General features: G+C 64.3%; 13 protein-coding genes. 5 read left to right on the top strand and 8 right to left on the bottom strand.

What is annotated here, in order from left to right:
• Positions 1-26: 26 nt before the first annotated feature.
• The gene (locus ABH922_RS10290; protein ID WP_424806829.1) at positions 27-551 is read right to left on the bottom strand and encodes a DUF3558 domain-containing protein; all 525 of its coding nucleotides are present in this window, start codon (positions 549-551) and stop codon (positions 27-29) included.
• Positions 552-645: 94 nt separating this feature from the next.
• Here ABH922_RS10290 and ABH922_RS10285 point away from each other — a divergent pair, with 94 nt between their 5' ends.
• Positions 646-1,122 carry an OsmC family protein gene (locus ABH922_RS10285; protein ID WP_424806828.1) on the top strand — a complete coding sequence of 159 codons (477 nt, stop codon included), beginning with the start codon at positions 646-648 and terminating at the stop codon, positions 1,120-1,122.
• Entirely contained in the window at positions 1,115-2,149 is a 1,035-nt protein-coding gene (locus ABH922_RS10280; RefSeq protein WP_424806827.1) for a nucleoside hydrolase, read from the top strand. Before ABH922_RS10285 ends, ABH922_RS10280 begins: the two co-directional genes overlap by 8 nt.
• 83 nt (positions 2,150-2,232) lie before the next feature.
• On the opposite strand, the gene ABH922_RS10275 is transcribed toward ABH922_RS10280, so the two are convergent.
• From ABH922_RS10275 to mutA, 4 genes are all read right to left on the bottom strand, one after another.
• The gene (locus ABH922_RS10275) at positions 2,233-3,234 is read right to left on the bottom strand and encodes an RCC1 domain-containing protein (RefSeq protein ID WP_424806826.1); all 1,002 of its coding nucleotides are present in this window, start codon (positions 3,232-3,234) and stop codon (positions 2,233-2,235) included.
• A gap of 214 nt (positions 3,235-3,448) precedes the next feature.
• Positions 3,449-4,450 carry a methylmalonyl Co-A mutase-associated GTPase MeaB gene (meaB, locus tag ABH922_RS10270; protein ID WP_424806825.1) on the bottom strand — a complete coding sequence of 334 codons (1,002 nt, stop codon included), beginning with the start codon at positions 4,448-4,450 and terminating at the stop codon, positions 3,449-3,451.
• A gap of 17 nt (positions 4,451-4,467) precedes the next feature.
• Positions 4,468-6,720, bottom strand: coding sequence for a methylmalonyl-CoA mutase (gene scpA / locus ABH922_RS10265; RefSeq protein ID WP_424806824.1), 2,253 nt, complete (start codon positions 6,718-6,720; stop codon positions 4,468-4,470).
• On the bottom strand, positions 6,717-8,609 hold the full coding sequence (mutA, locus tag ABH922_RS10260; RefSeq protein WP_424806823.1) for a methylmalonyl-CoA mutase small subunit: 1,893 nt from the start codon (positions 8,607-8,609) through the stop codon (positions 6,717-6,719). The genes scpA and mutA overlap by 4 nt, the downstream gene beginning before the upstream one ends.
• 400 nt (positions 8,610-9,009) lie before the next feature.
• Between mutA and ABH922_RS10255 the strand changes: the two genes are divergently transcribed.
• Genes ABH922_RS10255 through ABH922_RS10245 form a run of 3 tightly spaced genes read left to right on the top strand, consistent with a single transcriptional unit; the run spans position 9,010 to position 10,936 of the window.
• Entirely contained in the window at positions 9,010-9,717 is a 708-nt protein-coding gene (locus ABH922_RS10255) for a TVP38/TMEM64 family protein (protein ID WP_424806822.1), read from the top strand.
• Positions 9,718-9,748: 31 nt separating this feature from the next.
• Entirely contained in the window at positions 9,749-10,345 is a 597-nt protein-coding gene (locus tag ABH922_RS10250) for a hypothetical protein (RefSeq protein ID WP_424806821.1), read from the top strand.
• Positions 10,346-10,402: 57 nt separating this feature from the next.
• Positions 10,403-10,936, top strand: a complete 534-nt coding sequence (locus tag ABH922_RS10245; RefSeq protein ID WP_424806820.1) for a hypothetical protein — start codon at positions 10,403-10,405, stop codon at positions 10,934-10,936.
• A gap of 76 nt (positions 10,937-11,012) precedes the next feature.
• Here ABH922_RS10245 and ABH922_RS10240 read toward each other — a convergent pair whose 3' ends face one another.
• The 3 genes from ABH922_RS10240 to ABH922_RS10230 are packed head-to-tail and all read right to left on the bottom strand — an operon-like array spanning position 11,013 to position 13,608.
• On the bottom strand, positions 11,013-12,296 hold the full coding sequence (locus ABH922_RS10240) for an SPFH domain-containing protein (RefSeq protein WP_424806819.1): 1,284 nt from the start codon (positions 12,294-12,296) through the stop codon (positions 11,013-11,015).
• On the bottom strand, positions 12,297-12,728 hold the full coding sequence (locus ABH922_RS10235; RefSeq protein WP_424806818.1) for an NfeD family protein: 432 nt from the start codon (positions 12,726-12,728) through the stop codon (positions 12,297-12,299). It lies immediately after the preceding gene.
• A gap of 52 nt (positions 12,729-12,780) precedes the next feature.
• Positions 12,781-13,608 (bottom strand): DUF3097 domain-containing protein, encoded by an 828-nt coding sequence (locus ABH922_RS10230; protein WP_424806817.1) that lies wholly within the window; start codon positions 13,606-13,608, stop codon positions 12,781-12,783.
• Between the last annotated feature and the right edge of the window lie 63 nt (positions 13,609-13,671).

Raw genomic sequence — 13,671 nt, 5'->3', positions numbered from 1 at the left:
CTTCAAAAAACTCACCGGACATTTTCTCAACGAGGCAGAAATTCCTCCAGAGATCGGACATAGGTCACAGTCAGCGGGCAGGTCGGTTCCTCGGAGATATCGCCCGTTTTCGTGCTGACACTCAACCAGATTGATCCCCCGTTCGCAGGAAGGGCAACAAAACACCTCTCCATGTTCTGGTCACTCGCCGAATGAAACTGAACACCACTCCGATCACCAACTTTCAGGCTTTCGAAACCGGAGAATTTTACATTTCCTTTTATCTCGTCAATAGATTCTCTCCTCGACAAAATGCCGAAGAAGTACCACGGCCCTGTCCACTCACACGCCTTCTGACTGGTTATCTCGATACCTGGATCTGCTGTCGACGGATCGAGACCCACCGATTCGATTGCCGCCGCCGGAACCTCTTTGCACGGGTCGAACAACCCGTCCTGGCCGGACGCCTGCTGCGCAGTTCCCCCCACCTCCGAGCCGCACGCACCCAACAGACACAACACCAACCCGATCGACAACAGACGACCAGACCTCTCCACACCCCGCACGAACACCGACACACCTGATTGGACGCACCACGAGAGAGAACGGTTCCACCCCACCGAGAAGCAATCGGACACCTCGCGCCGAGCAAGGCAAGATGGACGCGTGAAGTCGCATACCTACACCCTGGATCTCCAGTGGACGGGCGATCTGGGATCCGGGACATCCAGCCCTCAGGCCTACTCGCGCAACCATGCGGTCTCGGCGGTGGGAAAACCGGAACTGCTCGGTAGTTCCGATCCCACGTTTCGCGGTGATTCGGAGCGATGGAACCCGGAAGAACTTCTCGTCGCCTCACTCGCCCAATGCCACATGCTCTGGTATCTAAGCCTGGCAGCCTCTGCCTCAGTGGTGGTTCTCGACTACATCGATCAACCCGTCGGCACCATGATCGAGGAATCCGACGGCGGCGGCCAGTTCATCGAAGTGACCTTGAATCCCACTGTCCTGGTGGCCGACACGACGATGGTCGACAAAGCACACGATCTACACGGCGGCGCCCACGACAAATGCTTCATCGCCCGTTCCGTGAACTTCCCGGTACTGCACAACCCGACAACTCTGGTGGACACCGATGACTGACCGCACCAAAATCCTCGTCGACGTCGATACCGGCATCGACGACTCGCTGGCCCTGATGTACCTGCTCGCCAGCCCGGAAGCCGAAATCCTGGGGATTGCCAGCACCGCCGGGAACGTACCGGTTGCACAGGTCGCAGCCAACAACCTGAACTGGCTCGGCCTGTGCGGGGCCCCGAACATCGAGGTCGCACTCGGCGCCACCGATCCCCTGGTCATCCCGTTGCGCACCACCGAGGAAACGCACGGGCCGCAAGGCATCGGACACGCGATACTTCCGGACGCCGGCCGGCAATTGTCGATCCGCACCGCCACGGATCTGTGGGTGGACCTGGTCCGCGAGCACCCCGGTCAGATCACCGGACTCGTAACCGGCCCCCTCACCAATCTGGCCCTGGCGATCCGGCGCGAACCCGACCTCCCGCAACTTCTCAAACGTCTTGTCGTGATGGGTGGTTCGTTCAACTATCCTGGCAATACCACCCCGACCGCCGAGTGGAACGTCTCCGTGGATCCGCATGCTGCGAAGGAGGTGTTCGACGCGTTCTCGGTGGTGCCGGCGCATCGGCGTCCGATCATCTGTGGGCTCAACGTCACCGAGACCATCGAGATGGTCCCCGAACACGTCCGACGCCTGGCAGCAGCCGCCGGGAGCACCCCAGCGGAGGTCATTTCCCCGGACGACGGCCCGGATGTGCGAAGCTCCGCCTCCAACAAGGTGATTCGTCATCTTTCCGATGCGATCCGGTTCTACATGGAATTTCACCGAAAATACGATCAGGGTTTTCTGGCGCACATGCACGATCCGTTTGCCGCTGCCGTGGCCTTGGATCCAGCGTTGGCAACTCTGAAACCGGCGACCGTGGATGTGGAGACGCAAAGCCCACTTCTGATCGGCACCACCGTCGCCGATTGGGTCGGGCATTGGAACCGTGAACCGAACGCGGACATCGCCGTTGGTACCGTTCCGGCCGAATTCTTCGATCGTCTGATCAGCCGGGTGGGTACGTACGCCGCCGCCGTGGGCTGAACACCCGCCGAGCCTGACGGAACAACCCCGTCCGAGGATTCTCGGACGAGGTTGCACGGCACGCTACGTCAATTTGTTCAGCTTCAGCTACCGAAAAGGGAACCGGGCAACAGATCGAGCGAACCGGTCGATCCCTGCCCCTGAGCTTTCAGCGCCACAGTGTGCCAGCCACCGGCAGCGACGGCGGTGTACCCGCTACCGGTCGGAGCACCGACGCGTTGGCTGTCGGTGTCGTTCCCCCACACCGTGATGGTGCCGTCCGCCTTCACTGCGACCGAATGACCCCACCCTGCGGACACCGCCGTGTACCCGTTACCGGTGGGTGCGTCCTGACGCTGGCCGTCAGCAGTGCTTCCCCACGTGGTGACGGTACCGTCGGCCGCCAATGCCACCGCGTGGAAGGTTCCGACGTCGAGAGCCGTGTATCCGCTCCCGGTGGGAGCGTCGATGCGTTGCCCCTGATCGGATCGTCCCCACACCGTGATGGTGCCGTCGGCCTTCAAGGCGGCCGAATGGTCACCACCTGCGGCAATCGCGGTGTAGCCGGTGTCGGTCGGTGACCCGTCACGTTGGTGGCGGTCGTTGTTGCCCCACGTGACGACGGTGCCGTCCGCCGTCAATGCGACCGAATGGTCACTTCCCGCCGCGACGGCGGTGTAGCCCGTGCCGACGGGTGTATCGCTTCGTTGGTGATTTCCCTGATGTCCCCACACGACAATCGCGCCGTCCGATGTCAGCGCCAGCGAATGGCCCCACCCTGCCGCGACGGCCGTGTAACCACTGCCGGTCGGTTGGCCCGACAGCTGTTCGTCGGAGTTGTCTCCCCACGAAACGATGGTGCCGCCGGATGTCAATGCCACCGAATGGAACTCACCGGCGGCGATGGTGACGACGTTGTCACCCGTGGGCGCGCCGTCGAGCTGGCCCCAGGTGTTACTTCCCCACACGCTGACGGTGCCGGGCACTGGTGCTGCAGCAGCAACGGTCGGAGCAATGAAAGCCAGGGCGCCCGCAGCTACCATCGTGGCTACTGCATGAAGGTGTCCGCGTCGGCGTCGAGGACGCACACGATCGATCGTTGTCATTGCGGGAGTGCCCTTTCGCGGAACATCGGTGCGGCATTCGGGTAGCTGACGGAAACCCGCCCGGCAGTGGGCGAATTACGAGTTATGCCAATTTAACTCGAGGCAGGACAACCCGACACGACTTCCGAGGGCGAAGCCGAGGGTGAAATGGAACGGTCGCCGCCACAGCCCGATCGAGCTGTTGCGGCGACCGCCACCGAATATCCGCGTCGACCTATGCCTGTCGACTGGTCCCGTCGAATGCGTCGAGAATGCGTTGAGCCGCCAGCGCCGCCGTCAACGATCCGTCACGGACGCTCTGTTCCACGTCGGCACGGATCGATCGCACCTGGTCGTTGCCGGACAACCGGCGCAGCAGTTGGTCGTTGACCATGGTCCACGTCCAGTCCACCTGCTGTTTGCGGCGCTTCTCCTCGAACTGCCCGGCGTCGGAGAGCACCTCGCGATGTTTGACGACGGTTCCCCAGAACTCGTCCAAACCGATTCCTTCGAGGCCACTCATCGTGATGACGGGTGGCTTCCAGATCGCATCGTGCGGGTAGATCAGACGCAAGGCGCCGGCCAATTCGCGAGCCGCTCCCTTCGCTTCCCGCTCGTGTTTGCCGTCGGCCTTGTTGACGGCGACCAGATCGGCGAGTTCGAGGACACCTTTCTTGATGCCCTGCAACTGATCCCCGGTCCGAGCGAGCGTGAGGAACGTGAAGCAGTCCACCATGTTCGCGACGGTCACCTCGGACTGTCCGACGCCGACGGTCTCGACGAGGATGACGTCGAACCCGGCTGCCTCGAGCAGCACGATGGTCTCCCGGGTTGCCTTCGCGACCCCGCCGAGCGTGCCGGACGTCGGTGACGGCCGAATGTACGCGTTCTTCTCGACGGTGAGCCGCGCCATGCGTGTCTTGTCACCGAGGATGGAACCGCCGGTGCGGGTCGACGACGGGTCGACCGCCAAGACCGCGACCCGATGTCCCTTGCCGAGCAGGTACATTCCGAGTGCGTCGATGAAGGTCGACTTGCCGACGCCGGGAACGCCGGTGATACCGATCCGGTGCGCTCCCCCGGCTTCGGGGAGCAATTTCAGGAGCAGTTGCTGCGCGAGCGCCCGGTGGTCGTCGCGGGTGGACTCGACGAGAGTGATCGCCCGGGCGAGGCCGGCGCGCTGATTTGCACGCACGGCCTCGGCAAGGGAATCAATGTCGATGGGCTGACGGGCCATCTTCAGTGAACCCCTTCTCAGGTGAGATCGTGACCCAGGGCGGTCGCCAGCTTCTCGAGCAGACCGCTGGCGGCGTCCGCGATGACGGTTCCGGGCGGGAATATCGCCGCGGCACCGGCCTCGTACAACTCGTCGAAGTCGCCGGGCGGGATGACACCACCGACGACGATCATGATGTCGGGTCGCCCGGCCGCAGCCAGGGCTTCCTTGAGGGCCGGTACCAGGGTGAGGTGGCCGGCTGCCAACGACGACACACCGACGACGTGCACGTCGTTGTCGGCCGCCTGGTTGGCGACCTCTTCGGGGGTCTGGAACAGCGGTCCGACGTCCACGTCGAATCCGATGTCGGCGAAGGCGGTGGAGATCACCTTCTGGCCGCGGTCGTGACCGTCCTGGCCCATCTTCGCAACGAGGATACGGGGGCGACGCCCCTCTTCCTCGGCGAACTTCTCGACCAATGCCATGGCGTTGCTGATGTTGCTCACCTTCCCGGCCTCGTCGCGGTACACGCCGCTGATGGTCCGGATCTCCGCCTGATGGCGTCCGTACACCTTCTCGAGTGCGTCGGAGATCTCCCCGACGGTGGCCATCGCGCGGGCAGCGACGACGGCGAGCGCGAGGAGGTTGTTCTCCATGCCGCCCTCGGTGGACGCGGCGGCCCGGGTCAGGTTCGCCAGTGCGGCCTCGACGGCTGCCGGATCACGTTCGGCGCGAAGGCGAACCAGCTTCTCGAGCTGCTCTTTGCGCACTTTGGAGTTCTCGACCTTGAGCACCTCGATGGTGTCGACCTCGTCGGGAACGTACTTGTTGACGCCGACCAGCGGCTGCCGGCCGGAGTCGATGCGTGCCTGGGTGCGGGCGGCGGCTTCCTCGATGCGCAGCTTCGGGATGCCTTCGTTGATGGCCTGCGCCATGCCGCCGGCTTCCTCGACCTCTTCGATGTGCTTACGCGCCCGATTGGCGAGCTCGTTGGTGAGCCACTCGACGTAGTACGACCCGCCCCACGGGTCGATGGGTCGCACGGTCCCGGACTCCTGCTGCAGCAGCAGCTGGGTGTTGCGGGCGATGCGGGCGGAGAAGTCCGTCGGCAGCGCGATGGCCTCGTCGAGTGCGTTGGTGTGCAGCGACTGGGTGTGCCCCTGCGTGGCGGCCATGGCTTCGACGCAGGTTCGGGGAACGTTGTTGAACACGTCCTGCGCGGTGAGCGACCAACCGGAGGTCTGAGAGTGGGTGCGCAGCGAGAGCGACTTCGCGCTCGCGGGATCGAACTTGGCCACCAGCTCGGCCCAGAGCAGGCGTCCGGCTCGCAGCTTGGCGACCTCCATGAAAAAATTCATGCCGATGGCCCAGAAGAAGGACAACCGGGGCGCGAACTTGTCGATGTCCATACCCGCATCGAGGCCGGCGCGGATGTACTCGACGCCGTCGGCAAGGGTGTACGCCAACTCGAGATCGGCCGTCGCTCCGGCTTCCTGGATGTGGTAACCCGAGATGGAGATGGAGTTGTACTTCGGCATCTCGGTACTGGTGTACGCGAAGATGTCCGAGATGATCCGCATGGAGGGCTTGGGCGGATAGATGTAGGTGTTACGAACCATGAACTCTTTGAGGATGTCGTTCTGGATCGTTCCGGCCAGCTTGTCCGGCGTGACACCCTGCTCGCCTGCCGCCGCGACGTACAACGCGAGGATCGGCAGTACAGCGCCGTTCATCGTCATCGACACCGACACCTGCGAGAGGTCGATGCCGTCGAAGAGCTGACGCATGTCGAGGATGGAATCGATTGCCACACCGGCCATTCCGACGTCGCCGGCGACGCGCGGATGATCGGAATCGTAGCCGCGATGGGTAGCGAGGTCGAAGGCTACCGACAAGCCTTTCTGCCCGGCCGCGAGGTTACGACGGTAGAAGGCATTCGACTCGGCTGCAGTGGAGAAGCCAGCGTACTGACGAATCGTCCAGGGCTGGTTCACGTACATGGTCGGGTACGGGCCACGCAGGAACGGCGCCGCACCCGGGAAACTACCCAGCGGATATCCGGACGCTGCGGCGTGGGCGCGGTCGGCGCCGGTGTAGACCGGCTTGACGTCGATTCCCTCGGGAGTGGACCAGACAACCTGCTCGGCGGCGTAGTTGTTGGCGGTGGCACCCTCTTCGATCAGCGCCTGCGCCTGCTGCGCGGACGGCGGGGTGGGTACCGGAGACTGCGGGTCCTCGAGCGGGACCTCCGCGAAACTGCCGATCACGTGCTTGACCTCTCGTGTCGTCACTTGGGGCTTCCCGTCTCGATGAAGTCGAGCAGTTCGGTCAGCGCCGAGACTGCGTCGATGCGGGCGGTGAGGAACCCGTCCGGGCGGGCATCCCCGCCGGCGTCGCCGACGGCCTTCTCCGGTCCGGCAAGCAGCACCTTGGTGATACCGGCCGCGCGGAGTTCGGCGACGGCGGCTGCGGCACTCTCGCCGTACCGCTTGTCGGTGCCGCACAGCACCGCGACGGTGGCTCCGGAAGCCTTGACCGCTGCGGAGATCGCCTCGGTGCCTACTTCGAGTGGGCCGGGGTTGACTGCGTCGACGCCGCCCGAAGCGAGCAGGTTGGACGCAAACGTGGTGCGCACGTTGTGTTCTGCGACCGAGCCGAGCGGGGCGAGCAGTGCGGTGGGACGGGCGCCGGCGGCGGCGAGGTAGGCATCCGAACGGTCACGAAGCGCTTCGAACGCCGCTGCATAGCGAGCGACGGCCTGACCGGGCTCGACGGCTTCGGCGGACAGCGGTGTTTCGCCGAGGTTCGGGAACTCGTTGACACCGGTGACCGTAGTCTTGCGGTGGGCGATGTCGGAGTCGCGCTTGACCTTGGTGGCGGCGATGCGCTCGGAGACGATTCCGGCCTCGAGTGCAGCCAGGTATCCGCCGGCTGCTTCGATTTCCTGGAAGAACGCCCACGCGGTGGCGGCGATCTGCTGCGTCAGGTCCTCGACGTACCAGGAGCCCGCCGACGGGTCGAGGACACGGCCGAGGTGCGACTCCTCGAGCAGGAGCAACTGGGTGTTGCGGGCGATGCGTGACGAGAACGACTTGCTGACGCCGAGAGCGCCGTCGGCAAGAGCGACGTCGAACGGCAGGACCGTCACCGCGTCTGCGCCGCCGACACCCGCGCCGAATGCGGCGAGGGTGGTGCGCAGCATGTTCACCCACGGATCACGTTGAGCCATCATCGCGGCCGAGGTCACCGCATGCTGCGGAGCATCACCGAAATCGGAGGCACCACACACCTGGGCGATCCGAGCCCACACCAGACGCGCTGCTCGGAACTTGGCGATCGTCTGGAACTGGTCGTCGGTGGCCGAGTAGCGGAAAGCCAACTGCCCCAACGCAGCACCGATCGTCAGTCCGTTCGCGGTGAAGGTGCGCAGGTATTCGAGACCGGCAGCGATTGCCGCACCGAGCTCGTCCGCGTCGCCCGCACCCGCGTTGTGGAAAACGGTGCCGTCGACGGTGACGGAGTGGATCGTCTCCGAACGCGCGGCTGCGAGTGCGGCGAGTGCTGTCGCCTGGTCGACGGTGATGTCGGGTGCACCGGAGAAAGAACTCGTCAACGGGGCGGCGCCGAGATGGGCGCGGATCTTGCTGCGATCGCTGACACCGTCGCCGGCGGCGGCCCGAGCGTCGAGCAGCGAGAAGAGGGCGTGGGCTGCATCGCTCGCGTTCTCGCCCGCGTCGAGAGTCAACGGAGCGAGGTCGAGGAGTACACCGTCGAGTGCAGCGGTAAGACCGCCGACGGGAACTCCGGCGGCACCGACCTTCAGCCACAATGCACTGACACCGTTTTCGAGTGCATCGAGGACGCTGCGATTGGTGTCGGTCGGCGAGTCGGTGCCGAACTGAGCCGATACCAACCAACCGGCGTTGACGTCGCGGTGGGCGTCGACACCGCGAACGTACGGGAAGCTACCCGGGAGCGGCTGCTCGGGGTGTTCGTCACGGGGGCTGTACAGCGGGGCTACGGTGACACCGTCGTAGGTGAGGGTCTCGAGCAGTTTCTGTGGCTCAGGGCCCAATTCCGCGGCGTCGACCCGACGAGACTTGGCCAGCACACCGGCCACGGAGCGTTGCCACTCCGCGTACGCCTGCTCGACAGCCTCGGCTTCTGAAGCTAATGACACTGTGTCCGCTCCCTCTCGTTTCGTGCGTGAGCGTATTCCCGTAATCGAATCCGTCAGTCAGTTCTGTGATGCTAACCCGACCTCAGCCCCGTTCATCTCGAGGATCCCGTCAGGTTCGACGGGGCAGTATCGGGTACCGGCCGGTACGGAGAGCAGTGTCGAGACCGATGTCGATCCCGGGAGATTCGTTTCCTCGGCTTACCTAGCGATTGTTCAGCACGTTTGCCGGTTACCGACGGGTTCGGTTCGGCGAGCCCTGACGCCCCGTCCACCCCCTCGCCCACTGGAGTGGCATTCGTCACAACATACCGTCGAGTGTTTTACAGCACACTTTCACTCCTGGTTGTCGAGTCGTCTCGAAGTCGATGCCGGGCATACTCGGCGGGTACCGTTGTGAGCTGTGACAGGGCGCCTGCTTGACCGAAGATTGATAGCAACAGTGCTGGTAGTGCTCGTATTGTTCGGTGCGGCTGTACTGGCCCCGCACCCGAGCGTGCTTCAGATCCGCGAGTGGGCCGACTCGATCGGACCACTGTTTCCGTTGGTGTTCTTCCTCGTTCACGCCGTGGTCACCGTCGCGCCGTTTCCGCGCACGGTGTTCACCCTCAGCGCGGGCTTGCTCTTCGGCCCCGTGACGGGCGTGGGACTCACCGTTGCCGCCACGACCGTCAGTGCGATCCTGGCGCTCTATCTGGTTCGGGCAATCGGTCGAGACGTCGTCTGGCAGAAGATCTCGAGTCCGACCATTCGTCGCGTCGACGAGCGGATCGCGAAACGTGGATGGCTGGCGGTCGGCTCACTACGCCTGATCGCCTTCGTCCCGTTCTCGGTGGTCAACTACTGCTGCGGCATCTCCTCGATCCGACTGGTGCCATACACCCTGGCAACGGTGATCGGCATCCTGCCCGGAACCGTGGGAATCGTGGTCCTGGGCGATGCTCTCACCGGAGAAGCCGATCCGCGACTGCTCGTACTGTCCGGGTTCTGCATTGCACTGGGCATAGCCGGGCTGGTTTTCGACGCGCGCAGATCACCGAACACAGTCGACACCCTTACCGAGGGTCAAGCTGTGAAGGTTGACCTGACAAAGTCAAGCCAAAATAGTTGACTAATAGAAGTCAACTATTTAGAGTTGACCCGTGCTGGTATTGACGGTGGACCAACGCGGTAGTCGACGCGACATCGACCGCGTGGCCCCGATCCTCGACGCGCTGTCGACGTATTCTCTGCTCCGAAAGTTCGAACGCACGGCCGGAGACGAAATCCAAGCGGTCTCCGACAACGCTGCGCAGGTCGTGGATGTCGCGCTCACGTTGATCCGAGACGGGCACTGGAGCGTCGGAATCGGGATCGGCCCGGTGCAGGAACCACTTCCACCACAGACCCGCGCCGGCCGCGGGCCCGCGTTCGAGGCTGCCCGCCTCGCCGTCGATCGCGCCAAGAAAGCCCCCGCCCGCATCGCACTCGCACATGCGTCCACCGACACACACCACGTCGAACTGACCGCCGACGCCGACGCCGCGTTCACCCTGCTCGGCACCGTCATGAACCGCCAGACCTCAGACGGCCGGGAAGCGATCGCGCTGATGGACACCGGACTCACCCAGGTAGCTGCCGCTCGGCACCTTTCGATCACCAAACAGGCCATGTCCCGACGGCTGGCCGCAGCGGAATGGCAGACCGAACTCGCTGGTCGACGACTCGCGCACCGACTACTCGTCAGAGCCCACCCTTAGACTGCACACGCTCGCACCCGGTACACGGGCACACGACGCACAGGGGGTATTCGGTTCATGGTTGCACTGGCATTGATCGCTCTGGCAATTGCCACACTGGCCCCGCTCGTGGCCGCAGCGCTCACACCGCTGAGCAGCGGGTACCTCGCCGTACCGGAGTGGTCGTCGACCGTTGTCGCGGTGCCGGCGCTCGGTGTCGCGGCACTGGCCGCAGCGCACACGACGCCGGTGACCGGCTTCGCCCTCGGCGCAACACTCGTCCTGTGCGTGAGCGCAGCAGCCACTGCCGGTGCGCCGCTGGTCCTCACTGCTTTCAAGATCGCCAGACGCCAACCCGACGGCAGTCCCGCACCCGATGCCGGTCCACTACGCGGCGGACGTGTCATCGGGATTCTCGAACGCATCGCCGTCGCAGCCTCGATCCTCGCGACGTGGCCGGAAGGCATCGCGATAGTCCTGGCGGTCAAGGGTCTGGCCCGCTATCCCGAACTGCGTGAACCACACGCATCCGAACAATTCATCATCGGAACGTTCGTCAGCGTCCTGTGGGCGGTGGCCGTATGCGGAACGGGGCGGGCACTGATCACCTGAACCACCGTGCACCTGAACCACCGTGCACCTGAACCACCGTGATCGACGCCCGCCCCGCACATTCCGCCGCTGCCCACTATCGGCGTTGACCCCCTTCGGGCGGCTGACCCTGGTACGGGTACCGCTGCTGGAACTCTTCGCGCTCGGGTGGCAGCGGAAGCTCACCCGGCCACGGATTTTCACGCGGTTGTTCCAGAGCCGGATCGGCGAATCCCGGCTGCACGGGCGGGTTGTCACGAAGATGGCGCGCCGCGGCACCCGGATCTTCGACGGGTGTACGGGCGGCAACCTCCGCTGCCCGCACGGCCTCGGCGATCTTGGGATCGGACTTCGTCTCGAACCATTCCGCCACTTCGGCCGAATCGTCTTCGGGGCTGGGAAGATTCTCTTCCGCGGCCGGCGGCTCGTAGCGGAAGACACCGTCCTCACCCGGCGCGCCCAGCGTCTTGGCGAATCCCTTGAGGGCGTCGCCGAAGTCGCTCGGCACCAGCCACACCTTGTTCGCATCGCCCTGAGCCATCTGCGGAAGCGTCTGAAGGTATTGGTAGGCAAGGAGTTCCGGTGTCGGCTTGCCTGATTTGATGGCGGCAAACACCTTCTCGATAGCCTTGGCCTCACCTTGAGCCTGCAGGTACTTCGCGGCGCGATCACCCTGTGCGCGCAGGATCTGGGACTGCCGCTCACCCTCGGCGTTGAGGATCGAGGCCTGCTTGTTACCCTCCGCCGAAAGGATCTGGCTCTGCTTGGCGCCCTCAGCGGTTTTGATCGCCGATTCCCGGTGACCTTCCGCCGTCAAGATCATGGCGCGCTTCTCCCGGTCCGCTTTCATCTGCTTTTCCATCGACTCCTGAATCGACGGCGGCGGATCGATGCTCTTGAGCTCCACACGGGCCACGCGCAGTCCCCACCGTCCGGTGGCCTCGTCGAGAACACCACGAAGCTGACCGTTGATGGAGTCACGCGAGGTGAGGGTCTCTTCCAGCGTCATGCCGCCGACGACATTACGCAACGTCGTGGTGGTCAACTGCTCCACTGCCGCGATGTAGTTGCTGATCTCGTACACTGCCGCCTGTGGGTTGGTGACCTGGAAGTACACCACGGTGTCGATCGAGAGCGTCAGGTTGTCCTGGGTGATCACCGGCTGTGGCGGGAAGGAGACCACCCGCTCGCGCAGATCCACTTTCGCTCGCACTCGATCCGCGAACGGAATCAGGAACGTGAGTTGTCCGGACACCGTCTTCGAGTATCTGCCGAGCCGTTCGATGACTGCTGCTTCTGCCTGCGGTACCAGTGCAACGGACTTCGCGACCACGAGGATCACGAAGAGCACCAGCACGCCGAGCACGATCAGTGCTGCCATTTAGGGTTCCCTCCATACGACTGCTGTTGCGCCGTTGATTTCCATCACCGTCACCGTGATGCCCGGCGGGTACACCTCGGTGGAATCGAGCGGACGTGCCGTCCAGACTTCGCCGTTCAGTTTGATCTGACCGGCGTGCTCCCCGACCTCTTCCAACACGATGGCGTGTTTGCCTTCCAATGCCGCAATTCCAGTGGCAAGCGGCGGTGGAGTTCCGAAGCGCCGCAACAGAAACGGGCGAACACCTGCAATGAGAGCGGCCGAGAAGACACCGAACATGATGGCATCCACCCATACCGGAAAATCGGTGACCGCACTGACACCGGCAGTGGCGAGCGCCCCACCGGCGAGCATCAGGAGGAAGAAATCTCCCACCAACGCCTCGGCCCCGGCGAGCACCAGTGCTCCGACCAACCAGACAAGTGCAGCCACGACTCCATCTAACCAGAGAGTGTGATCCGGGCCGCAGAACCGCAGGTCCGGATCAGCTCGGTTCGGTTACGAAATCGACCAACTGCTCGACGGCACCGAGCAGGGGAGCCTCGAGGTCACGGAAGCTCTCGACCGCGTTGTAGACGCGGCGCCACCCCTCCTGGGGGGTGCCCCATCCCAGTTCCCGACAGATTCCCGTCTTCCAGTCCTCGCCACGTGGGATCTTCGGCCACGCGGCGATTCCGACGGATGCAGGCCGCACCGCTTCCCACACGTCGATGTACGGATGACCGGTCACCAACACGTGCGGGCCGAGCCCTTGCGTCAGCTGCGTTTCCTTCGATCCGGTGACCAGATGGTCGACGAGCACACCCACCCGACGGCCGGGGCCGGGCCCGAACTCGATCAGCCGCTCCCCCAGATTGTCGAGCCCTTCGAGGTGTTCGACGACAACACCTTCCACGCGCAGGTCGTGCCCCCAGACTCGTTCGACGAGCGCCGCGTCGTGCACTCCCTCCACCCAGATCCGGCTCGGAAGCGCCGTCCGCGCGCGCAGACCTTCGACGCGCGTCGACCCCGACGCCGATCGAACCGGTTTGGTAGTCGAGGTTTTCGGAGCCGGGCGTTGCAAGGTGACCGGAACTCCGTCGAGCAGAAAGGCCGCCTCACGCATCGCGAACAGTCGGGTGCGGGCTCGGGCATCCTCCAAGCGAACGAAATCGCCGTCGTAGGTGCGTTCGAAACCCACCACGGCTCCACAGAATCCTGTCGCCGCGTCCTCGACGACAAGATCACGTTCGGCCGCTACCCGCGGTGTCACCCGCTTCTGCCTACGGGCGTGACCCGCGAATATGTCACCGTATCCATTGCCACCACTCACGAGCGACCACGCTAGGCGAGAACGTCGGCGCCACGCATGTCGCCACGCCGAACTAAACTCCTC

This window comes from Rhodococcus sp. 27YEA15 (assembly GCF_049739425.1).
Taxonomy (GTDB): domain Bacteria; phylum Actinomycetota; class Actinomycetes; order Mycobacteriales; family Mycobacteriaceae; genus Rhodococcus_F.
Note: the sequence above shows the minus strand (reverse complement) of the source record. Positions and strands in the feature narration are given on the sequence as shown.

Coding starts and splice junctions, on each gene's coding strand:
- ABH922_RS10245 (WP_424806820.1), top strand. CDS start 10,403: ATGGTTGCACTGGCATTGATCGCTCTGGCAATTGCCACACTGGCCCCG.
- ABH922_RS10240 (WP_424806819.1), bottom strand. CDS start 12,296: ATGGCAGCACTGATCGTGCTCGGCGTGCTGGTGCTCTTCGTGATCCTC.
- meaB (WP_424806825.1), bottom strand. CDS start 4,450: ATGGCCCGTCAGCCCATCGACATTGATTCCCTTGCCGAGGCCGTGCGT.
- ABH922_RS10275 (WP_424806826.1), bottom strand. CDS start 3,234: ATGACAACGATCGATCGTGTGCGTCCTCGACGCCGACGCGGACACCTT.
- ABH922_RS10280 (WP_424806827.1), top strand. CDS start 1,115: ATGACTGACCGCACCAAAATCCTCGTCGACGTCGATACCGGCATCGAC.